Origin of the sequence: Streptococcus sanguinis (assembly GCF_019928825.1) — a bacterium.
Classification (GTDB): domain Bacteria; phylum Bacillota; class Bacilli; order Lactobacillales; family Streptococcaceae; genus Streptococcus; species Streptococcus sanguinis_L.
In genome coordinates this window covers 240,313-260,995 of the sequence record NZ_JAHZOP010000004.1, presented here as the reverse complement: position 1 = coordinate 260,995, position 20,683 = coordinate 240,313, and the positions used below count along the sequence as shown (strand labels likewise).

20 protein-coding genes are annotated in these 20,683 nt (G+C 42.2%); all 20 read right to left on the bottom strand.

Features of this window, described 5'->3' with window-relative positions; all coding sequences use genetic code 11:
- Positions 1-83: 83 nt before the first annotated feature.
- The 20 genes from K1J09_RS09365 to K1J09_RS09270 all read right to left on the bottom strand — a co-directional run bounded on the left by K1J09_RS09365 (position 84) and on the right by K1J09_RS09270 (position 20,683).
- A complete protein-coding gene (locus K1J09_RS09365) occupies positions 84-566 on the bottom strand; it encodes a hypothetical protein (protein WP_223323816.1) in 483 nt (160 codons plus the stop codon).
- A gap of 180 nt (positions 567-746) precedes the next feature.
- Positions 747-1,562: an SDR family NAD(P)-dependent oxidoreductase gene (locus K1J09_RS09360; protein ID WP_223323817.1), complete on the bottom strand. Its 816-nt coding sequence runs from the start codon at positions 1,560-1,562 to the stop codon at positions 747-749.
- A 3-nt stretch (positions 1,563-1,565) separates the two neighbouring features.
- Positions 1,566-1,892, bottom strand: coding sequence for a DMT family transporter (locus K1J09_RS09355; protein ID WP_002904310.1), 327 nt, complete (start codon positions 1,890-1,892; stop codon positions 1,566-1,568).
- Positions 1,893-1,947: 55 nt separating this feature from the next.
- Positions 1,948-2,232, bottom strand: a complete 285-nt coding sequence (locus tag K1J09_RS09350) for a helix-turn-helix domain-containing protein (protein ID WP_002900560.1) — start codon at positions 2,230-2,232, stop codon at positions 1,948-1,950.
- 267 nt (positions 2,233-2,499) lie between these two features.
- A complete protein-coding gene (locus K1J09_RS09345; protein WP_223323818.1) occupies positions 2,500-6,702 on the bottom strand; it encodes a GbpC/Spa domain-containing protein in 4,203 nt (1,400 codons plus the stop codon).
- Positions 6,703-6,853: 151 nt separating this feature from the next.
- Complete coding sequence (locus tag K1J09_RS09340; protein ID WP_223323819.1) at positions 6,854-9,394, bottom strand: M1 family metallopeptidase; 2,541 nt, start codon at positions 9,392-9,394, stop codon at positions 6,854-6,856.
- 168 nt (positions 9,395-9,562) lie between these two features.
- The gene (locus K1J09_RS09335) at positions 9,563-9,889 is read right to left on the bottom strand and encodes a hypothetical protein (RefSeq protein ID WP_002900564.1); all 327 of its coding nucleotides are present in this window, start codon (positions 9,887-9,889) and stop codon (positions 9,563-9,565) included.
- An 8-nt stretch (positions 9,890-9,897) separates the two neighbouring features.
- Positions 9,898-10,194, bottom strand: coding sequence for a hypothetical protein (locus K1J09_RS09330; RefSeq protein WP_002900565.1), 297 nt, complete (start codon positions 10,192-10,194; stop codon positions 9,898-9,900).
- A 10-nt stretch (positions 10,195-10,204) separates the two neighbouring features.
- Positions 10,205-11,548, bottom strand: a complete 1,344-nt coding sequence (locus K1J09_RS09325) for a hypothetical protein (RefSeq protein WP_223323820.1) — start codon at positions 11,546-11,548, stop codon at positions 10,205-10,207.
- Entirely contained in the window at positions 11,539-12,168 is a 630-nt protein-coding gene (locus tag K1J09_RS09320) for a hypothetical protein (RefSeq protein WP_032909734.1), read from the bottom strand. Before K1J09_RS09320 ends, K1J09_RS09325 begins: the two co-directional genes overlap by 10 nt.
- A 268-nt stretch (positions 12,169-12,436) precedes the next feature.
- Entirely contained in the window at positions 12,437-13,066 is a 630-nt protein-coding gene (locus K1J09_RS09315) for a hypothetical protein (RefSeq protein ID WP_126435674.1), read from the bottom strand.
- A gap of 156 nt (positions 13,067-13,222) precedes the next feature.
- On the bottom strand, positions 13,223-13,876 hold the full coding sequence (gene phoU / locus K1J09_RS09310; protein WP_125332717.1) for a phosphate signaling complex protein PhoU: 654 nt from the start codon (positions 13,874-13,876) through the stop codon (positions 13,223-13,225).
- Positions 13,877-13,890: 14 nt separating this feature from the next.
- The gene (gene pstB, locus K1J09_RS09305) at positions 13,891-14,649 is read right to left on the bottom strand and encodes a phosphate ABC transporter ATP-binding protein PstB (protein ID WP_032906495.1); all 759 of its coding nucleotides are present in this window, start codon (positions 14,647-14,649) and stop codon (positions 13,891-13,893) included.
- A 75-nt stretch (positions 14,650-14,724) separates the two neighbouring features.
- Entirely contained in the window at positions 14,725-15,528 is an 804-nt protein-coding gene (gene pstB / locus K1J09_RS09300; protein WP_002895769.1) for a phosphate ABC transporter ATP-binding protein PstB, read from the bottom strand.
- Between the two features lie 10 nt (positions 15,529-15,538).
- Complete coding sequence (gene pstA, locus K1J09_RS09295) at positions 15,539-16,423, bottom strand: phosphate ABC transporter permease PstA (protein ID WP_002895770.1); 885 nt, start codon at positions 16,421-16,423, stop codon at positions 15,539-15,541.
- Positions 16,413-17,330 carry a phosphate ABC transporter permease subunit PstC gene (gene pstC / locus K1J09_RS09290; protein ID WP_002895771.1) on the bottom strand — a complete coding sequence of 306 codons (918 nt, stop codon included), beginning with the start codon at positions 17,328-17,330 and terminating at the stop codon, positions 16,413-16,415. Before pstC ends, pstA begins: the two co-directional genes overlap by 11 nt.
- On the bottom strand, positions 17,327-18,208 hold the full coding sequence (locus tag K1J09_RS09285) for a phosphate ABC transporter substrate-binding protein PstS family protein (RefSeq protein ID WP_223323821.1): 882 nt from the start codon (positions 18,206-18,208) through the stop codon (positions 17,327-17,329). Before K1J09_RS09285 ends, pstC begins: the two co-directional genes overlap by 4 nt.
- A 131-nt stretch (positions 18,209-18,339) precedes the next feature.
- Complete coding sequence (locus K1J09_RS09280) at positions 18,340-19,644, bottom strand: RsmF rRNA methyltransferase first C-terminal domain-containing protein (RefSeq protein ID WP_223323822.1); 1,305 nt, start codon at positions 19,642-19,644, stop codon at positions 18,340-18,342.
- The gene (locus tag K1J09_RS09275) at positions 19,645-20,415 is read right to left on the bottom strand and encodes an inositol monophosphatase family protein (RefSeq protein WP_164549578.1); all 771 of its coding nucleotides are present in this window, start codon (positions 20,413-20,415) and stop codon (positions 19,645-19,647) included.
- Positions 20,405-20,683: a UPF0223 family protein gene (locus K1J09_RS09270; protein ID WP_126435678.1), complete on the bottom strand. Its 279-nt coding sequence runs from the start codon at positions 20,681-20,683 to the stop codon at positions 20,405-20,407. Before K1J09_RS09270 ends, K1J09_RS09275 begins: the two co-directional genes overlap by 11 nt.

The window sequence follows — 20,683 nt, the reverse complement described above, 5'->3', positions numbered from 1 at the left end:
ACCAAGATTATGTCTTTTGGTTTTTGTTTTATTTGCTATTCTTATTATATCATGACTTGGGTTCAAAATCAGTAAGTTTTTTCCTACGACTGCGACGTTTTATTTTCTTTTGTCGACTTATTATTGTTCTTGTCCGATTGTTCACTTGTGTTCGTTGAAGACTTTTTCTTGTTTTTCTTCCCGTTGTCATTTTGTTGAGCAGAAGAATTCTTGCTCTTGTCATTGTCAGACTGCTGGCCGTCTTGAGACGGCATGCCTTGGTCTTGACCGTTCTGTCCTGGTCCACCATCCTGCGGCGGCATTCCATTACCTGGTCCACCATTTTGACCATTCTGACCTGGCTGTGGTGGCATTCCATTTCCTGCATCCTGGCCATTCTGACCCTGCTCCGGTGCTCCAGGCATAGCAGCTGGCTGTTGAATAGCTGATTGCTGATTGTTTGTACCGTGAATAGCTGTCGCAAGACCATAGCCACTCAGAAGTCCGACTGCTAGAGCACCACCCGTCGCAACCGTCAGCCACCATTTAGTGCTTTTTTCTACAACAATCATTTTTTCCATATCCATTTAATATGTTCCTTCTTTCTTTTGTAAATTTTTCTATCTGTTTCTATCAAACAAGAAGCTAATGCAGCTTACAAGTCATCCCATACACATCCTTTCACTTGAATAGCATTATCATATAAATTTTTACTTAAACAGGACTGAATTTTTTCTTAAAAAAGGCTGAAAGATAGGGAAAATGGTTTATGAAAAGTGTTTTTTCAATATATGGCTATATTTATCTAATAAAAGAAAATCAGCTAATCTTGAAGACAGAAGATTGAGTTTAGCAAACAAAGATGCTCCTCGCCCCATCAGGATGACTCTTTGATGAGACTTAATACCTTTTAGCAAAGCTAGGCAAACTTCATCTGTAGTTGAAATCTTAATCCCCATTTCCTTCCAAACAGGATGGTAAGGCTTTTCTGAGGGTGTATCCGCAGCATTGGGACAAAAATAGGTTAAATACACCTTTTTCTGCTCCTGCTTTAATTCGCGATTCATTGATTCAATAAAAGAAAAAATCCCTGCGCGACTAGCCACATCTACGCTATAGTAAGGGAAAGCGAGCCGCCCATCTGCAAAACCGCCAGAATGAACAATTGTAGCACCTTTTTCATTTGCTAATAAGGGCAGAAAAATCTTGCTAATCAGAATGGCGCCAGATAAATTGATCAATAGTGTCTGCTCTATGTCCTCAAGGTAATGCGCTGACAAAGACTTTCTTACATCAAAACCAGTTGCATTGATAACAATATCTATACATTCCGACCACTCGTGTATCTCTGATACTACATTTTTTAGAGACTCTTCACTTGTAATATCAACTGAGCTTATTGGAATAAAAGACGAAAATTCTTGCACAAATATCTTTAACTTCTCTATATCTCTTCCTAAGAGAAATAACCTAGCACCTGCTTGATGAAAAGCTCGTGTATAGACTCTTCCCAAACTGCCACTTGCACCAATAATTACAACCTTTTTATTTTTAAAATAATTATCAAACATATCATTCTCCATTCTCTAGTGAGTCTTTTGTGATAAATTCAATAAAACAAGTCCGACAATAACTAGACTTATCCCTAAAAGGCTTACAGCTGTTACTTTTTCGTGCCAAAGCAGAATAGATAATATCGTTGTCCCTACTAGACCTATTCCAGACCAAATAGCGTAAGCTAGATTTAACTGAATGCCCTTTAAAGATAGAGATAAAAAGAAAAAGCACAAGCCATAAAACATCAAAGCAAGGCAACCGAAAAATAGTTTCGAAAAACCTTGAGATAGTTTTAAAAGACTTGTGGCGGCAATTTCAAATAGAATTGCGAGAGATAAATAAAAATAGTAAAACATTGTTTTCCTCCTAATATTCTAAATAACTAAAAAGTTAGCAGGAAAATCAATAGAACTATCCGAGAGATGAAACAAAGCAAGTCCAAAGTGTACAGGCATTTGTCAAAATCATTGATTTTATGCTCGAATCTTTGGAGATAGATAAAGCTTTTCGACCGCATAACTCGTCTAATGAAATCTGGTAAAAATCGGCTAGACGAATAAGACTTGCACTATCTAGAATCGTCTTATCATTTTCCCAGTTCGAGATGGTCTGCCGAGTCGTTCCTAATGATTCTGCAATCTGAGCTTGGCTATAGCCTCTTTGCTCCCGTATAAACTTCAATTGTTTTCCTAACATTATCTTTTCCTCCTCATCATACTTATTTTTTATTTGTTTGGCTAGATGAAATTCTTTAACATTAGTGATTATTGTAGGTAAAAATTCTTTGACATGGCTATTATAACACGATTTACGTTCATCTTAAAATACTTGCCTATCTAAAACACTTGATACATCTATCAAACATTTGCCCCAAAAATCCGCAGCAAAAAAGACTGGGACAAAATTGTCTCAGTCTAAATTTATCATGTTCAAAAGCTCTGGATGCAGGAGCTGTTTATCTTTTTATGACTTTTTCTTAGAAAAGCGGAAACCAGCTGAAGCTAGCAAGGCCGCAAAGCCAAGATAGGTGAGAAGAGAGCTCGCATTGCTACCAGTTTTAGGCAATTGACCTTGACTGGTTTGGTAGCTGACGGATAGCTGCATGTTGCTTGGTTGCTTACTTGCAGATCTTTGATGCTGCCAATCCTGATTTGAAAGAGGCTCAAATTTTTGCGCTGTTTGAACAGTAATCTCTGCAGGAGGTGTCGAAACACTAACCTGATTGGATTCTATCCGGTATTGATTATTAATCAGCAAGCTGAAATGATTGGTATAGGTTCTGCCTGGATACAAGAGTCGACCGACTGCTGCTGGAGCTAGGGTCTCGGTCGCAGTATTCAAGTCAGCATTGTAGCGTTCAAGCAGACCTGGTGCAGCAACAAAAATCAAGACTCTGGTGCTCGGGTCATAAGAAACTTCATAACCAGGACTTTTCGCTCTAGTCGCTTCTAGATCCAATTCAAAACCTTCCGGCAGACGATCTTCCAATACGAAAGAGTGAATTGGCAAGCGATAAGCAGGCAAAGCATCCGTTACCAGATTAAGGACAGCAAAACTTCCCTGGCTAACCTCTTGTTGATGAATATTCTTCTTGGACTCATCCTCCAACTCTTCTCTGACTTTTAACTGGATAAAGAGCTGGTTATAGTGATAAGTTTGAGTCGGCGCTTGAGGACGGCTTGGCAAAGCTTGATAGCTAGGCTCAGCCGGCTTTTGAGGAAGCTCTTGATAGGTCGGCTGATCTGGCTCCTCCATCAAAGGCAAGTCACTTTCTCTGACAGGTGACTGAGGCTCAGGCTGAAGAACTGGTTCTTGAGGGAGCTGAGGTTCCTGCAGATAGCTTGGCTCCTGAGGCAGGTCCTCTAAAGCAATTTTTTCTTCATAAACAGGCGGTTTCGGAGTCTCACCCGTGTTTACTTCAGGATCTTTTTGAGGTTTCTCTGGTTCCTTCAAATAAGATGTGAGCTGTGGTTCCTGTGGCAGCGCTTCTTCAACCGGAGCTTGGGGAAGACTCAGCAAGGGCTGCTCCTTCTCATAGGTCGGCTCTTCAACTGCAGTCGGCTCTGTCAATAGAGAAGGGGAGCTAGGTTCTTCTGGCACTTCCTGATAAACTGGCTTTTGAGGTTGAAGCGGCTCAGGCAGATAAGTTGGCTCTTGCGGCAGAAGTTCCAAATCTCTTTCCGGTAAAACTACTGGCTCCTCAGGCCGATTGGGAAGGGGAAGAGGTTGAGTTTCTGTCGGCTGTTTAGGAACTTCTTGATAGGTCGGCTGATCTGGCTCTTCTGGCAAAGGTTGATAGACTGGCTGACTCGGAAGAGGCTGCAAGGCCTTGACTTCCTCATAAGCCGGTTCCTGAGGTTGAGCAACTTCTGTCGGAGCAACAGGCTTCATTGGAACACCTTTGGCTTTAATATCAGAGTTAAATACAAACCAAGCAGAACCCCGATTTCGTGAACCAATGTCAAAGGAAATGATATAGCCTTTCGCCTTACCAACAATAGCGCCATACCAGTTATAAGGACTGTTCGGCGAGTCCCACTTGTTATACTCAAAGCGAGAGCCTTCCTTCTCATGGTTAATAGAAATATCGGCATGAACACTGGTATCTGGGTGAATGTTAATAGCAGATCCTGTGATAGGAACATATTCACCATTAAAATTCTTAATGTACTCAATCGCAGCTTTGTTCGTATTTAAAGATGAGAAGCTGACTAGCGAGCCTGTCATATCAAGCTTTTCTCCTGCCTCATCGAAAAACTCAGCTTGAACATTGACCCGAGAATGGCCATGAAAATCCAAGGTCCAGACAGTCAAGGTCGGATCCTTAACTAAGAAAACTGGCAGCTTATCCTGACTCTTCGTTGATTCTTTCAGAGTATAAGTGTAGACAACTTTAGCGATTTTCTTGCCCTGAATACTGGAATTTTTGATATTAGTATAAGTAGCTACCAGAGGCACATCTTTTTGTAAAATGACTTTAGTCTGATGTTCTTTCCCTTTTAAAACACTGGTCAAAGCAGTTATTCCTTGTTGATCCATTCCCCAAGAACGAACCTCATCAGTCAGCTCATCATTGGTATAGGTTCTAATAGAGGGATCAAGCGTCAAGACAGCCTGGGGCTCAGATTTGAAAACAAAAGGCTGGCTTTCAACCTTACTGAGATAACCTTCTTCATTTTTCTTAGCTTCAGCTTCTTGCAACTCTCTCTCAAAAGTTACAAGAGCTGCATCATACTTAGTTTTGGCTGTATCATAGGCAGCTTTTGCCTTCTTATATTCTTCCAAGAGCTTATCAAAGTCAGCTTTCAAGCGGGCATTTTTTCCCTTAATGCTTGCATTTTCCTGCTCAATCACAGCGTTCTGCGCTGAAATAGCCGCAAGGTTTGCCTCATAGTCTTCTTTTAGTCTTTGATTTTCTGCTTCAATCTTTGCAAGATCTGCTTGGTAGGTCGCTAAGTCAGCCTGATAAGCAGCTAGTTTATTCTTGTTTTCCGTCTCAATCCGAGCAGTTTCTTCTTGGTAGGTAAGCAAGGCTTTCTCATATGCTTCTCGACTTTTCTGGTTGCTTTCGGTGATTCGAGCCACATCCTGCTCATATTGGGCTAATTGCCTTTTATAAAGCTCTTGTTTTTCCTGATTTTGCTGACGAATTTGGGCGTTTTCAGCTTCAATGGCAGCATTACGGGCTGTTACTCCTGCTTTTTCTGTCTCATAGGCAGTTTGCCGCTTCTTATTTTCAGATTGAACACGCTCAAGTTCAGCTTGATAAGCAGTCAAAGCCGCTTGATAATCTCTCGCTTTGGCATCATTGGCCGCCTCGATTTGAGAGCGATTCTTTTGATAATCTGCTAATTTGCTCTCATAGTCTTTCTCTGCCGCTTGATTTTTTTGTCGAATCTCAGCCAATCGCTCTTGATAAGCAGCTAAATCAGCCTGATACTGCTCCTTTAAGGCTGCATTTTTCTTCTGAACAGCTAGATTTTGGGTCTCAATCTCTTTATTCTGCTCTTGGATTTTAGCCAAGGCTGTCTCATAAGATTGTTTTGCTGCTTGATTGGCTGTTTGAATACGTTCTACTTCCTGCTGGTAAGCCGTCAATTCTGACTGATACTGCTGCTCTAGCTCAGCATTTTCTTTCTGAACCCGAGCCAATTCTTTCTCATAGTCAGCCAAGGCAGCTTGATAAACAGCTTCTTTTTCTGCCTTAACCTGAGTTAGTCTGGATACTTCAGCTTCATACTGCTTGACTGCTTCCTGATAGGCCTTTTCAGCTGCCTGATTTCGTTCTGCTATGGCTGCATTTTCAGCTTGGGCTGCTTTGTTGTGAGCTGAGACATGAGCAAGCTTTTCTTCATAGCGACGCTTTGCTTGAGCATTCTTCTCCTGAGTAGCTTTCAGCTCTGTAGCATAACTCTCCATAGCAGTTTGGTAGTCTGCTTTCGCTTGAGCATTTTCTTGTAAAATTTGTGAACGCTCCTCTTGATAGGCTGCTAAAGCTGCTTGATAGGAGGCTTCTTTCTCTTGATTGATTTTTACTATACGGTTTAATTCTGCTTGATAAGCCGTCCGTTTCTGCTCATAGTCTGCCTTTAGCTGAGCATTTTCAGCTTGAATACGGTTGGACTCTTGTTCATAGGAAGCCAGAGCATTGTCATATTGGTCTTTCAAGGCTTGATTGGCAGACTCTTTCTGGCTGAGTTCTTTCTCATAAGTCTTCAGTTGCTCTTGATAAGCTGCTGTGGTTTCACGTATTTCCTTGACTTGGGTCGCATAATCTGCTAGCGCTGTCTCCCGTTTACTCGCAGCTTCTTCTGGATTTCTAGCTGTTCCTAAATCAACAGTCGGCTCCTGCTTTAGCTGAACTCCTGTTTTCTCGGCCTCTGCTAAAGCTTGGTCCAGATCCGCATGGGAAACCTCCAAGGGAAGCTTGTCTTGACTTACTGGCTCCGACTGAGCAGGGGCAGCAGTTGGCTGGGACGCTTCGGTTGGCGAAAGTGCAGCTTCAGAAAGGGCAGACTGATCTGCTGCTTCAGCTGCCTTTTCCTCAGCCTGAACCGACCCAGCAGCTAGCAACAAAGCCGCACCCAAAACAGCTCCGCACAAGCCCTTAGAAAGGCGGCTCTTGCGGAAGCCATAGACTATTTTCTTTTCCATTATAATCTCCATTTCTCCTTTAAACAGTTACCTGTTTATTGTCCATATTGTTCTATTTTATCAGAGCAAAAGCAAATAAGCAATGTTTAAATACTCAAAATGATAAAGAAAAAGCCTGAGATAGATAATATCTCAGACTTTCTAGTCATTATAATCAAATCCATTAGATTGCAGCTCGAATAGCTTTTTCCACTGCTTCTTTCTCACGCTTCACCAATTCAACACGAGCAGCGATTTCCTTGATTCCCATGCTGATGTTTCGGCTAATCGCCATATCATCCAACTGTGGCTCAAAGAAGGCTTTGTACTCTGTTAATCTCTCTTCTGTCTTGAAGACCACTGCTGGGCTAATGACAAAGCTATCAAAGCTCATATCGCCACCTAGAGCTGCCTTAATCCAGTCCCAATTCTCACGCGCCCAAGTCCACACTGCTTCTTGAGTAAAATCACGGCTGAGGAAACGGGCATACCAAGCTGACAAATCCTGCGGTTTCACAGTAAATTTATCCTTCCAAGTCGCTAAAAGTTCATCCAAGGTTTCTTTGTTCTTCGTATAAGAAAGGGCTGTAGAAAGAGCATTTTTGAAGCTTCCATCATTTGAAGCGACATATAAGTCCAGATAAAGCTTAGTCAGCTCCTTGCTTTCATGATGCTTGATTTGGTTGACCAATACCTGCAGACGAATAGCGGCAGGAAGTTTTTCCAAATTATCACGATACTTGTCAAAAATCTGGCTTGCTTGAGCTTTAGCTGTCTCATCGTCAGCCTTAATCATATTACCCACAATTAGCTGACGAACCATCTCGTCCTCATCGCTTTCGCCTGCCTGTTTTTCAAAACCAAGACGGTCGAAATTGCTTTGACTGAGAACTTTCAACAGGGCTTTGTAATCTTCTTCAGTCTGACTGCCCTCATCCACAAAGCGATTCAATCCTTCCAGCACTTGGGAAACAGCCGAAACTACCATATAAGAAGTTTCGTTTGCCAACTTGCTGATAACTGGCAGCAGGTCCGCATAGGAAATCTTACCAGACTCTGCCAGAAGTCGACGCTCCTGCACGATTTGTAGTTTGCTGATATTGTCCAAAGAGCTGAGATTATTCAGAAGAGCATCTAGCAACTCACCCTGATAATCTGTAATATAGTGAGCAGTGTTTTCTGTATTGAGACGCAGGGCTCCTTCATTTTGCGCTGCTAAGGCTGCATAATTAGGAATTTCCAGTCTTTCTGTCGTCAGAGTATCAGGAAGGCCTTGCCAGTTACTGTTGAGCGGTACTGGCCAGAGGCGACCTTTGTCTTCGTGCTCCCCAATGAAGAACTGCTTCTGGCTCAAAATCAAGCAGTCATTTTCGACTTTAGCAGTGACAACTGGATAACCCGGCTGCTCCAGCCAAGCATCCATAAAGGAAGCTACATCACGACCAGAAGCTTGAGAAAGAGCGTCCCAGAGGTCGCGACCGATGGTATTGCCATACTGATGCTTCTCGAAATAGGCACCTAGCCCCTTACGGAAAGCATGATCTCCCAGCCAACGGCGCAGCATGTGCATAAGACGACTACCCTTGGCATAGACAATCGCTCCATCAAAAAGAGTATTGATTTCATCAGGATGCTTGACCTCTACATGGACCGACTGGACGCCATCTGTCGCGTCACGCTTGAGGGCATAAGGAGCACCACTGGTCTGGAAATCTTCAAAAATCTTCCAGCTAGGCTCAATCGCATCAACTGAGACATACTCCATCATATTGGCAAAACTTTCATTGAGCCAGAGGTCATCCCACCACTTCATGGTCACTAGATTTCCAAACCATTGGTGAGCTAGTTCGTGCGCAACAACCAAGGCAACTGTCTGACGGCTCAGAGCTGTTGAATTTTCATCCACCAGCAGATAAATTTCCCGATAGGTCACCAAGCCCCAGTTTTCCATAGCCCCAGCAGAAAAATCTGGCAGGGCCACGTGAAGTGACTGAGGAATAGGATACTTGACTCCGTAGTATTCTTCGTAAAATTCAATACAGCGAACCGCAATGTCCAAAGCAAACTCTAGATTGCTCTCTGGGTGGGCCTTGGTCGCATAAACTCCTACCAAAGTTCCATTCTTGGTTTTAGCAGTAATTCCTTGCATATCACCTGCAGCAAAAGCCAAGAGATAGGAAGACATACGTGGAGTCGTTTCAAACTTCCAAACGCCAGTCGCTTTGCGGTTTTCAACATCAATTTCTGGCATATTAGACAGAGCCAACTCACCCTCTGCTTGGTCAAATTTCAAAGCCAAATCAAAAGTTGCCTTAGCTTCTGGCTCATCTACACTCGGAAAGGCTTCGCGGGCAAAATGGCTCTCAAACTGCGTAGAAATAATCTCTTTTTTTACACCATCTACCGTGTAGTAAGATGGGTAAATCCCTGTCATATTGTCCGTAATCTGACCAGTATAAGTTATTGTCACCAATACAGGCCCAGCCGCTTCCAGCTCGATATAAAGAGCTTCATTGTCCTTATCAAGAGTGAAAGGACGAGCTTGGCCAGCCACCTCTACAGCTTCAACTGTCAAATCTTTTTGATGTAGGGAAATCTTACTCGTCTTAGCTTCTCCAGTAATGGTCACCTTGCCTGAAAAAGACTTGTCGGCACGATTCAGATCCAAAAAGAGATCATAGTGCTCAGGAACAAAAGTTTCAATAAAATGTTTAACTGCTTGCATCAGCTTCTCCTCATCTAGCGAACAACATGGCAAGATTACTCTGCCGCCCTTGTCCGCTTATAATCTGTTATTATTGTATCATATTTAGAAGATTTCGTTGCAGAATAAATGTAAACAAAAAGACAGATGTAGTACCTGTCCATGTAGTTTATGAAAATGGAAGAAAGGTTAAGAGTTCTTCTTTTCTTTCTCAAGTTCCTCTAATTTTTTATTATAGATTCGATTTTCTTCGTGATAAGTTTTGTTTAGCCGTTCTTCATAACGATGAATTTTTCTCTCAAAAATTTCTCTATTTTCCTCTATTTGGCTTAATTCATATGAGGGGACGGTATTAGGACTATTGCGACAAAAAGATAATATCCATTCGCTCATTTGCTCTGAAACATTTTTAGCTTCTCGTCTCATGTCCTGATAATCCCATTCATACTCGCTGACTTTCTTTCGAAAAGCTATATGCTCGTCATCAAGGCGCTTAATTCTTTTCTGAATATCCATACGGCCTCCTACAGGATAGGGCTGGCTAATTCAGGCTTTGGAACAGCACCTAGCACCTCTTTGACTGAATCTGCTGCTCCACCTGTGAAGGCCCCAGATAAGTCCGCAGGTACTTGAGTAGAGGCAAAAGTTTTCATAGTCTCAGCTTGACTATCTAGCCAACTCTGCAAAGCTTGACTTTCTTCAAGAAGAATGGCTCTTTTAGCTGAAATCAAGCCACGAATAGCTGTGCGTTCCTGAATCTTTAAATATTCTTTTTTTATCCGTTCGGCTTCAGCTCGATCTTCTGTATTTGGTTCAATCATGCTCTTCCTCCTATTTTTTTGTGAAAATCTGGGCGCCTTTTTGATCAATCGCTACGATATTATCAGCGGCCTTGTTTAAATTACCAGCGATTTCCGTCATTTTAGTCGTATATGCACTTGCTGAGGCAAGAGTAGAGGCTTCTGTCTCCCCATTCCAAGCTTTGGATAAGGTCAGTTCAGACAAAAGATCTTCTACTTCACCAGATGAAAGGTTGTGAGCAAGGGTATGAGCTGCATTACTTAATTCAGATATATGTTCCTCTACTTTTGATTTTGAACTTGCTAACTTATCTTTAATCTCTTGCTCATAGACCTCAGCTTGAAGCAGAGCAGTTTGAGCACTTGTGCGAACGAGTTCCTCTCTTAAACTAATTTTTTTGTCGCCAGAACTAATTCTTAAAGAAGCATGCAATTCATCAATGTATCTCCTATTTATGGAGATTAAATCCTGCTTAGAAGGCTCAGGAGCGAAGCCTCCATATTCTTTTAGATACTCAAGAACATAATGTTCAGGATCTTTTTTAGCATAGTCTAATCCAAAATTTGCGGTTACTGGATTTATTTCGTACATTTTTGCTTTATGTTTTGCAATCTTTCTGACTTGCTTTTCGGTCATACCTGAGCAAAAGAGACCATTTTTTTCATACCATTCAAGATCTGGGCTATTACCTTTAATCTTTGGCAACCCAGCATTATGATGTTTTCCCTCTACGGTAAATACTTTTCCATACGTAATGATCCCACCATGGCCATCCCAACTTGTTAAATCCTTCCCTTGATCACTGTATGAATGTAAGTGTTTATTAATATATGCTAATTCTTCATCACTAATACCTCTATAGTCGGCTGTATTTTTTGTCAACGAATTCCACGCACCCCAGTCCATGAAATTTGTAATCTTTTGGACTTTCATTTCCGCAGCTACTTTAGCAACTGCTGGTCCCGCTTGACTGAATCCCGACATATTACTGATATCAACTTCTTGTCCTTTGCCAGCCATTTTTTTAGCACTAGCTAATGATTGATTATAAAATTCTCGAACGTCCTTTGTCTGTTCTGTTAATTGATTTCTTGCCATTACCGCATTGAATACTGATTCTGTAACATGGTTATTAATTTCGTTATTAGGTGATTGAGTACCAGCAACAACAATAGTAGTTTGACTGAAATCTGGATTCCCTTCCTTATCAAGAGGCGCAACAGCAATAGCTTGGGTGGTTTCATTGATTTCGTTGATTAAGACATATTTTTGTCCTCCCCTTTTTAACGAAAAATCTTCACCAACATCATGGTCTTTAATTATTTTTAGAACTCTTGTTTGCAATTGCTGTACCTGTTCATCATTCAACGCCATTCCCACTCATTTCCTTTCCTAATTTCTGTATTATAGGCAACTTCTGCTTCTAGGCTGCCTTTTTCACTTTTAACCACATCTTTTAGTTGTCCATCTTTAACAAGTGCTTCAATATTTTCATCCATTGCGGGGTTGATTGTTAATTTAGCTTTTGGAGGCAAACTTTTGTAATTCGTTATATCAAGAAATTTACCATCTACATCAATTTCAATCACTTCCTCATCAAAACCATTAAAATCTAACCGTAGATCTCCTAAAAGACCGTAGCTTGCATATCCATGCTTACCAACTTTTCGCCCTAAATAAGCCTTATTCCCATGATTGTCATAAATTACGGGAACGATATTAGCATCGAACATAGTCTGCCCATCCCCACCTTGCACAAAAATTGGTGAAAACTCAATTTTACTAACTCCTGAATAGTGTTCTTTGATATAAGTTGCTAGTTGTTCTTCCAACAAACGAAATCCGCGTTTGTAAAGTTTTACTCCTTTATCGTCTAAAACATCACTAACATTATACGGCGAGTTTTGATGTTCAATCCATTTTGTCATACAGTATCCCCCTCCTGAAACTAAGGTAATTAATACAGCTATAATTGCAAGTTGTTTTTTCTTCATTAACTGTCACCTCTATATCTAAATGAAAACGAATCCATTTTTTCTGTTTATAGTATATCACAATATTGTATTTTTTGCCGAGTACTTCTGCCATATTATCCATAAACAGAAACCTCCCCATTTAATCAAAGATTATCCCTATTCTGAATAACTCCCTCTTTTAATTTATAAGTTGTAGTCTAATTTCGGCATTCGGACTTCCTACATCTGATTCCTTAACATCTTTTAGCCTTACTAAGTGTTATTTAATATAAACAATGCCATTCTGTCAACGCCAATCCAAATAGTCTCCTTTCTTAATTTCTGTATTATAGACAATTTCCGCTTTTTGACTACCTTTTTCACTTTTAACCACATCTTTTAGTTGACCAGCATTGACAAGCGCTTCTATATTTTCATCCATTTCTTTAACAGAATTAAGTTTTACATTTTCAGGTAAACATTTACTATCAGATATATCAATAAATTCACTACCAACTCTTATTTCAATGATTTCTTCATCCAATCCATCAAAATCGAGTCTGATACTACTAAAATCATCATAATGAGCAAATGTTCGATTTCCAATTTTTTTACCTAAATACGCCTTATCTCCATATTCATCATAAACTATAGGAACAATATTGGCATGAAACATATATCGTCCGTCACCTCCTCGAACTAGTATGGGTGAAAACTCAATTTTACTGACTCCTGAATAGTGCTCTTTAATGTAAGTTGCCAGTTGTTCTTCCAACAAACGAAATCCGCGTTTGTAAAGTTTCACTCCTTTATCGTCTAAAACGTCACTAACATTATCGGGTGAGTCTTGGTGTTCAATCCACTTTGTCACACCAAAGATTCCACCTGGAATGAGAAGCATCAGAACTGCCAAGGCGAAAATGATCTTTTTCTTCATAAACATTCTCCATTATGTACTAATATAAAAATATATATTTTTTGAATCTACACTCGTAGTATAACATAGTTAGTTGTAAGTTAAAACACAAAACAGAATTCTGACAATTCTTGAGAATATACAAAAAAGATACGAAACAAATCGTATCTTTTATCATCACAACTCAATAATTTTACCTGTTTCAAAGTAAACAACCCATTCACAGATATTCTTGGCATAGTCGCCGATTCGTTCCAAGTAAGAGATAACTTGGAAATAATCGCGGCCAGTTACAATCAGTTCTGGATTTTGTTTGATTTCCTCTGTAGCAAGATCGCGAATATCATCAAAATATTCGTTAATTTTCTCATCTAGCGCTGCTACGGCATAAGCTTGGTCTACATTTCCATTGAGGTAGACGTTTAGGGTTTCTTCGACGAAATTCTTAACATCGCGCCCCATCTTGCTGATAGCATCCTCTACGGACTCGATGCGGACTTCTCCCTTCATCCGAACAGTAGCTTTGGCGATAGATACGGCGTGGTCGCCCATGCGTTCCAAGTCACTGCTGGCTTTCAGCACGGTGATAACGGTTCGCAAATCCTGAGACACAGGCTGTTGCAAGGCGATAATTTCCAGAGATTTTTTCTCCAGTTTGACCTCGTAGTCATTGACTTCAGCGTCGTCTTCAATAACCTGACGAGCCAGTTCACGGTCATGCGTGACAAAGGCACGCACTGTCCGGTTAATCTGCGATAGGACTTCATTTCCCATCGCATAGAATTGATTATGAAGTTTTTCTAAATCTTCTTCAAATTGTACTCTAAGCATAAGATTCCTTTCTGTTATCCGAATTTACCAGTAATGTAGTCTTCGGTCTCTTTGTGGGCTGGATTGAGGAACATCTTCTTGGTTTCATTAAATTCAATCAAGTCTCCGCCAAGGAAGAAGCCAGTCTTTTCAGAAATCCGAGATGCCTGCTGCATGGAGCGAGTGACCAAAAGCATGGTATATTTGTCTTTCAGACTGTAGAGGGTTTCCTCGATTTTCCCAGCTGAGATTGGGTCCAAGGCTGATGTCGGCTCATCCAAGAGAATAATCTTAGGGCTAGTAGCTAGCACGCGAGCCACACAAACCCGTTGCTGCTGGCCACCGGAAAGACCGATAGCGGAATCATTCAGACGGTCCTTGACCTCATCCCAGATAGATGCACCAATCAGGGAGCGCTCAACTGCTTCGTCCAAAACAGCCTTGTCCTTGACACCATTAATCCGAAGTCCATAGACCACATTTTCATAGATAGTCATAGGAAAGGGATTAGGCTGCTGGAAAACCATTCCGATTTCCTTGCGAAGCTCTACCGTATCTGTCCGCGGACTATAGATATTGTGACCGTTATAAATGACCGTTCCTGTAGTCGTTACTTCTGGATTCAGGTCCCCCATTCGGTTAATGGCCTTGAGCAAGGTTGACTTACCTGAGCCTGACGGTCCAATCAAAGCTGTAATCTCATTTGGCATGAAATCAAGTGAAACGCTATTAAGGGCTTTCTTTTTATTATAATAAACCGACAAGTCCTTGACTTGCAAAATAGGTTCTGTCATACGTTTTTCCTTCATTTTATTTTACATTCAACCAAAGACTAAGCTTGTTGAATCGTGATGAATAGGGACAGCTGCTTAACCAAAGTGGCCTGAAACATAGTCATTAGTGGACTGAAGCTTGGCATTTTGGAAAATATTGGCCGTCTTATCATACTCAATCAAGTCGCCCAGATAGAAGAATCCAGTGTAGTCACTAGCACGGGCAGCCTGCTGCATATTGTGGGTCACAATGATAATGGTATAGTTGTTCTTAAGCTCAAACATGGTTTCTTCCAGCTGCATGGTCGCAATCGGATCCAAGGCTGACGCTGGCTCATCCATGAGCAGAATGTTTGGCTTGACCGAGATAGCACGGGCAATGCAGAGCCGCTGCTGCTGACCGCCAGAGAGAGTCAGGGCTGACTTGTGCAAGTCATCTTTGACCTGGTCCCAAAGAGCTGCTTGTTTGAGCGAAGTCTCCACAATCTCATCCAAAACCTTTCTATCTCTGACACCAGCCCGTTCATGGGCAAAAGTGATATTGCGATAGATAGACTTGGCAAAAGGATTTGGTCTTTGGAAAACCATACCGATATGCTTGCGCATTTCATAAACATTGATTTCAGGGCGGTTGACATCAATCCCCTCATAGAGGATCTCTCCAGTCACATTGGCAATATCAATAGTATCGTTCATGCGGTTGAGGCTGCGGAGATAGGTTGATTTCCCTGAGCCAGAGGGGCCAATCAAAGCAGTGATTTTGTTTTTTTCAAACTGCATATCAATGCCCTTGATGGATTCCTTTTTACCGTAGTAAACATGCAAATCCTTGGTTGACAAGGCTACCTTTTCTTCAGGAAAAGTAATGATATGTTTTTCATTCCAATTATATTCTGTCATTTCTTCTCCTTTAAGCAGAGGTTAATTTCTTATGCAGATAGCTGCCCAGTTTGCGGGCTCCCAGATTGAAAATCAAAATGAAGATCAGGAGAACTGCTGCTGAACCAGCAGAAACAGCTGTGCCATCAGGAATAGTTCCTTCACTGTTGACCTTCCAGATATGAACAGCCAAGGTCTCAGCCTGACGGAAGATAGAGATAGGGCTGGTAACACTGAAAATATTCCAGTTGGACCAGTCCAGAGCCGGAGCTGACTGACCTGCTGTATAAATCAAGGCTGCTGCTTCACCAAAGATACGACCGGAAGCCAGTACAATCCCTGTCACAATACTAGGCAAAGCTTCCGGGATGACCACATGCAGAACCGTTTCCCAGCGGGAAATTCCCAAGGCCAAACCAGCTTCACGTTGGGTGTGGTGGACATGGCGAAGACTATCTTCGACGTTCCGCGTCATCTGAGGCAGATTAAAGACTGTCAGAGCCAAGGCACCAGAAATGATTGAGAAGCCATACTCAAACTGGACAACAAAAATCAAATAACCAAAGAGCCCAACTACTACTGAAGGCAGTGAAGACAGAATTTCAATACAAGTGCGGACAAAGTTGGTTACTGGTCCTTTCTTAGCATACTCTGACAAATAAACCCCAGCCCCCATAGAAAGAGGAACAGAGATAATCAGAGTAATCACCAGCAGGAAGAAGGAATTGTATAGCTGAATCCCAATGCCACCGCCAGCTTGGTAAGAAGAGGATTTCCCTGTCAAGAAAGACCAGGAAACATGCGGCAGACCTCTAACTAAGATATAGAGGATAAGAGAGGCAAGGATGGCAACAATGATACTCGCTATTGTGTAGAGAACACCAGTCGCCAATTTATCTAATTTCTTAGCGTGCATAGTTTTTCTTACCTCTTTCTTTTGTAATTAGTTTAATCACACTGTTAAAGGCTAAGCTCATCATCAAGAGCACCAGAGCCAGAGACCAGAGAACGTTATTATCCACTGTTCCCATAACTGTATTTCCAATTCCCATAGTCAAGACAGAGGTCAGTGTAGCTGCTGGTGTTGTCAAGGAGGTTGGAATCACCGCAGAGTTCCCAACGACCATCTGGATAGCTAGTGCTTCACCGAAGGCACGCGCCATTCCAAAGACCACCGCTGTAAAGATACCTGAGCGAGCAGCCTTGAGTGTTACCCGCCAAATAGTCTGCCAGCGCGTTGCGCCCATAGCCAGACTTGCTTCACGGTAATGACGTGGCACAGCACGCAGACTGTCCGTTGTCATAAAGGTTACTGTCGGCAAAATCATGACAAAGAGCACAAAAATACCAGACAAAATCCCAAAACCAGTCCCGCCAAAGACTGTACGGACAAAAGGCACCACGATTTGCAGACCGATAAATCCATAAACAACAGACGGAATACCAACTAAAAGCTCAATCGCCGGTTGAAGTATTTTCGCTCCTTTTGGAGAAACCTCTGTCATAAAGACAGCTGCACCAATCGCAAAGGGAGTTGCTATCAGAGCTGACAGAATGGTAACGATAAAGGAGCCTAAAATCATTGGCAGGGCACCGAATTCCTTACCAGAAGGATTCCAGACGCCACCAAAAAGAAAATCAAAAACATTAACGCCGTTGACAAAGAAAGTAGATAGACCCTTCTGAGCAACGAAGATTAGAATCATAGCCACAATCACCACAATCAGTGACAGACAGGCAAAAGTCAGATAGCGGCCAAACTTCTCCAAGCGAGAATTCTTAGAAGGCGATAACAACTTTTTGGTTAATTCCTCATTTTTCATTTTGAATCTCCTTCTACTGCTGTGACATTCCCATCAGCGTCCTTGCTGACTTTCATATCGTTGATTGAGATATAGCCCATGCTGGTAACAACGCCTTTTTGAACATCATCTGACAACATATAGTCCAGAAACTCAGCTGCCAGACCAGTCGGCTTGCCTAGTGTATACATATGCTCATAAGACCAGAGCGACCAGTTATTGGTAGCAACATTTTCTGCTGTTGGCTCGTAGTTATTAAGTTTCAAGGTTTTTACAGACTCATCAACATAAGCAAAGGCTAGGTAAGAAATCGCACCAGGAGTTTGCGAAACGATATTTTTTACCATACCGTTGGAATCCTGCTCTTGACTCTGCACAGCTGATTTCCCATCCATGATGACACTGTCAAAGGTTGCTCGGGATCCAGAGCTAGCCGCACGATTGATAATCGAAATCTCTAAGTCCTTACCGCCCAGCTCTTTCCAGTTGGTGATTTCACCAGTGAAAATTTTCTGCAGCTGTTCGGACGTTAGATTATCCACGTCAACTTCTTTATTGACAATCACAGCAATCCCAGCCACTGCGACCTTATGGTCCACCAAGTCAGACGCTTTGATTCCTTCCTTCTCTTCAGCGAAAACATCCGAGTTCCCGATTTCAACAGCTCCTGACTGCACTTGAGACAGACCTGTACCAGATCCACCCCCCTGAACATTGATTGTTTTACCGATGTTGTTAGAGCCAAAGTCATCAGCTGCCGCTTCAACTAAAGGCTGCAGGGCAGTTGACCCTACTGCTGTCATAGATTCACCACGGTCAATCCATGATGAACAAGCTGATAAGGTGAGTCCTAAGCCCAGAGCCGTCAGCGCCAAAGCAAATTTTTTCAATTTGTTCAAAAGATTTCTCCTTTAATAAAAACAAGAGGATGGGAAGTATCTTTAGTATTTCTTACTTAGCAGAAAGAAGCTTCTTTTAAATACATTCACATCTTCAACTATATCATATAATACCAGCTTTTCCTAATATTTTATCTAAATCTCAGGCCTTTTGGAAAATAATTTTTCAGGGTTTTTCCAGTGACTTTTGCAAAGCCCAGGCCGTTCCCGCCAAGGACTAGTTGGTACCAGCCATTTGGCTTCGTTTCTGCCAGTTCAATCGTCTCGCCAGCCGCATATTTCTTGAAGTCCTGATTATCGATTTCAACTCGATTTAGAACTTCGCTGGGCTTCATAGCCAAGCCTAGGGCAAAGCTAGGCTCAAAGCGATTCTTCTTAAACGTTCCTAGATGCAAGCCGTTACGGGCAATCCTTAGCTTGGACAGGTCTGGCAGGCCAGCTGGTAACAAATAAAGATTGTCCCCAAAGGTCTGCAAGTCTCCGATCAAGACTTTTTTTAAATGCTTCCTCTCAAAGTCTTGCCAGAGTTTTCTTTGCTCGCTCGTCAAACGATTCTTAGCTGATTTAATCTTCTTGCAGCTATTCTCACCAGTAAAGCGAAAGTGAGCTGCAAACTGACCTTCACCTTTGAAGCGATGCGGATACATCCGAGCTGTCTCAGGAAAGCCAATCCCTTCAGCTATCCCGTTTATCTTAGGAATATCAATCAGTTCAAGTGGAAATTCTTCCAGTAACCAAGCAACGACGTCTTCGTTTTCTTCAGGAGCCCAAGTACAGGTTGAATAAACTAAGCGACCATCCTTGGCAAGCATACTCATAGCAGCTGTTAGAATCTCTCTCTGGAGCTGGGCGCATTGTACTGGATAATCCGGAGTCCAATACTGGGTAGCATCCGGCTGCTTGCGAAACATGCCCTCGCCCGAGCAAGGTGCATCTAAAACAATCAAATCAAAATAACCTTCAAAAACCTGAGCCAACCGCTCAGCTGATTCATTGGTAACAAGAACATTTCTGGCACCAAAGCGTTCAATGTTCTCCACTAAGATTTTAGAGCGTTTGCTGTTGATTTCATTGGAGACCAGCAGGCCTGTATTATCCAGAAATGACAAGAGATGGGTTGATTTGCCACCTGGTGCAGCCGCCAAATCTAAGACTTTCATTCCCTTAGATGGCGCTGCTATCTGGGCTACCATTTGAGCTGCTGGCTCCTGCGAATAAACCAGACCAGTCACATGCTCAGCAGACTTACCAGACACCTTGCCATAAAAGCCCCAGTCTGTCTGAGGAATGGCATCTGAGAAATTCTGCTGGCCTTCTTTTAGAGGATTGCTGCGAAAGGCCGAAATCGGCTCCTCGTCAAAAGTCGCAAAAAAGTCCGTCGCTTCAGTGCCTAAAATCTGCTCATATTTTTCTTTAAAACCTTTAGGAAAGTCCATCTACTGCTTCCCCTTTTCTAAATAAGGCTTCAGAGCTGATAGTTTGCACTTAGGTGCCATCATGACAGGCTGCCGAGTCTGGAAATTTAGCTGACTGCAATCCAAGGTTTGGACGATAAAGCCTAGCTTCTCCGCCATAATCGAAGCCGCCGCATAATCCCAAGGCCAGTTGTAGGAAAAATAAGCCAAGAGGCCACCAGACAGCACCTTGCTAAAGCTAATCCCAGCACTGCCATAAACCCGAACCCCTAAACACTCCCGAGCCAAGTCTGCCAAGCCCCAATCATTGGCTTGCAGCATACCGGCATTAGAAGCCATGAGAAAGTCTTGAAAAGGCCGGTCCTCAAAAGCAGGAAGTTTCCGGTCGTTACAATAGACATCAAAGTCCCCGCCACCATGATAGAGCTGGTCTCTGGTCACGTCATAGATCAAGCCAAAACGACCAATGCCCTTTTCAAAATAGGCAATCATAACGGCAAAATCAGCCTTCTGAGTGATAAAGTTGGTGGTTCCGTCAATCGGATCAATCACCCAGACATTGCCATCAGCAATATTATGTCGGAGTCCATTTTCCTCCGCTAAAATAGCATCCTGAGGATAGCGGGCTAGAATCTTAGCCACCAAATCATCCTGAACCTTCCGGTCCATCTGGGTGACCAAGTCAGTGGCACTGGTCTTTTGACTCACATCCAAATCATCATAGAGATGTTCCCTCAAAAAAGCACCAGCTTGGTAGATGATTTCTTTAGCAAAATGAAATTTATTTTCCAAGAGAAATGCTTCCTTTACCTTTACTTTTTGCCTCTTGAACAGCACGATAAAGCGAATAACCACTGACGTTTTCAAACTCACGGCCAATTCGCTTCTCTTGGCTCTTGCTAGGAACAACTTGCTTGAAAGCCGCATAGGACTTCAAGAGCTTTTCCACTTGGACTTTCTGTTCATAAGCTGCTTCTACATCATTAAAAAAAGAGAGCACCGAAGCAAGCTCTTCAGTGCTCCACGATAAATCTAGTGGGTAACTATAATTTTTGTTCAT

Excerpts from the sequence above, each read along its gene's own strand:
- K1J09_RS09270 (WP_126435678.1), bottom strand. The coding sequence starts at position 20,683 with ATGAACAAAAATTATAGTTACCCACTAGATTTATCGTGGAGCACTGAA.
- K1J09_RS09320 (WP_032909734.1), bottom strand. The coding sequence starts at position 12,168 with ATGAAGAAAAAACAACTTGCAATTATAGCTGTATTAATTACCTTAGTT.
- K1J09_RS09365 (WP_223323816.1), bottom strand. The coding sequence starts at position 566 with ATGGATATGGAAAAAATGATTGTTGTAGAAAAAAGCACTAAATGGTGG.
- K1J09_RS09330 (WP_002900565.1), bottom strand. The coding sequence starts at position 10,194 with ATGATTGAACCAAATACAGAAGATCGAGCTGAAGCCGAACGGATAAAA.
- K1J09_RS09335 (WP_002900564.1), bottom strand. The coding sequence starts at position 9,889 with ATGGATATTCAGAAAAGAATTAAGCGCCTTGATGACGAGCATATAGCT.
- K1J09_RS09315 (WP_126435674.1), bottom strand. The coding sequence starts at position 13,066 with ATGAAGAAAAAGATCATTTTCGCCTTGGCAGTTCTGATGCTTCTCATT.
- K1J09_RS09325 (WP_223323820.1), bottom strand. The coding sequence starts at position 11,548 with ATGGCGTTGAATGATGAACAGGTACAGCAATTGCAAACAAGAGTTCTA.
- phoU (WP_125332717.1), bottom strand. The coding sequence starts at position 13,876 with ATGCTTAGAGTACAATTTGAAGAAGATTTAGAAAAACTTCATAATCAA.
- pstA (WP_002895770.1), bottom strand. The coding sequence starts at position 16,423 with ATGCACGCTAAGAAATTAGATAAATTGGCGACTGGTGTTCTCTACACA.
- pstB (WP_002895769.1), bottom strand. The coding sequence starts at position 15,528 with ATGACAGAATATAATTGGAATGAAAAACATATCATTACTTTTCCTGAA.
- K1J09_RS09350 (WP_002900560.1), bottom strand. The coding sequence starts at position 2,232 with ATGTTAGGAAAACAATTGAAGTTTATACGGGAGCAAAGAGGCTATAGC.
- pstC (WP_002895771.1), bottom strand. The coding sequence starts at position 17,330 with ATGAAAAATGAGGAATTAACCAAAAAGTTGTTATCGCCTTCTAAGAAT.
- K1J09_RS09280 (WP_223323822.1), bottom strand. The coding sequence starts at position 19,644 with ATGGACTTTCCTAAAGGTTTTAAAGAAAAATATGAGCAGATTTTAGGC.
- K1J09_RS09360 (WP_223323817.1), bottom strand. The coding sequence starts at position 1,562 with ATGGAGAATGATATGTTTGATAATTATTTTAAAAATAAAAAGGTTGTA.
- K1J09_RS09355 (WP_002904310.1), bottom strand. The coding sequence starts at position 1,892 with ATGTTTTACTATTTTTATTTATCTCTCGCAATTCTATTTGAAATTGCC.
- K1J09_RS09340 (WP_223323819.1), bottom strand. The coding sequence starts at position 9,394 with ATGCAAGCAGTTAAACATTTTATTGAAACTTTTGTTCCTGAGCACTAT.
- pstB (WP_032906495.1), bottom strand. The coding sequence starts at position 14,649 with ATGACAGAACCTATTTTGCAAGTCAAGGACTTGTCGGTTTATTATAAT.
- K1J09_RS09345 (WP_223323818.1), bottom strand. The coding sequence starts at position 6,702 with ATGGAGATTATAATGGAAAAGAAAATAGTCTATGGCTTCCGCAAGAGC.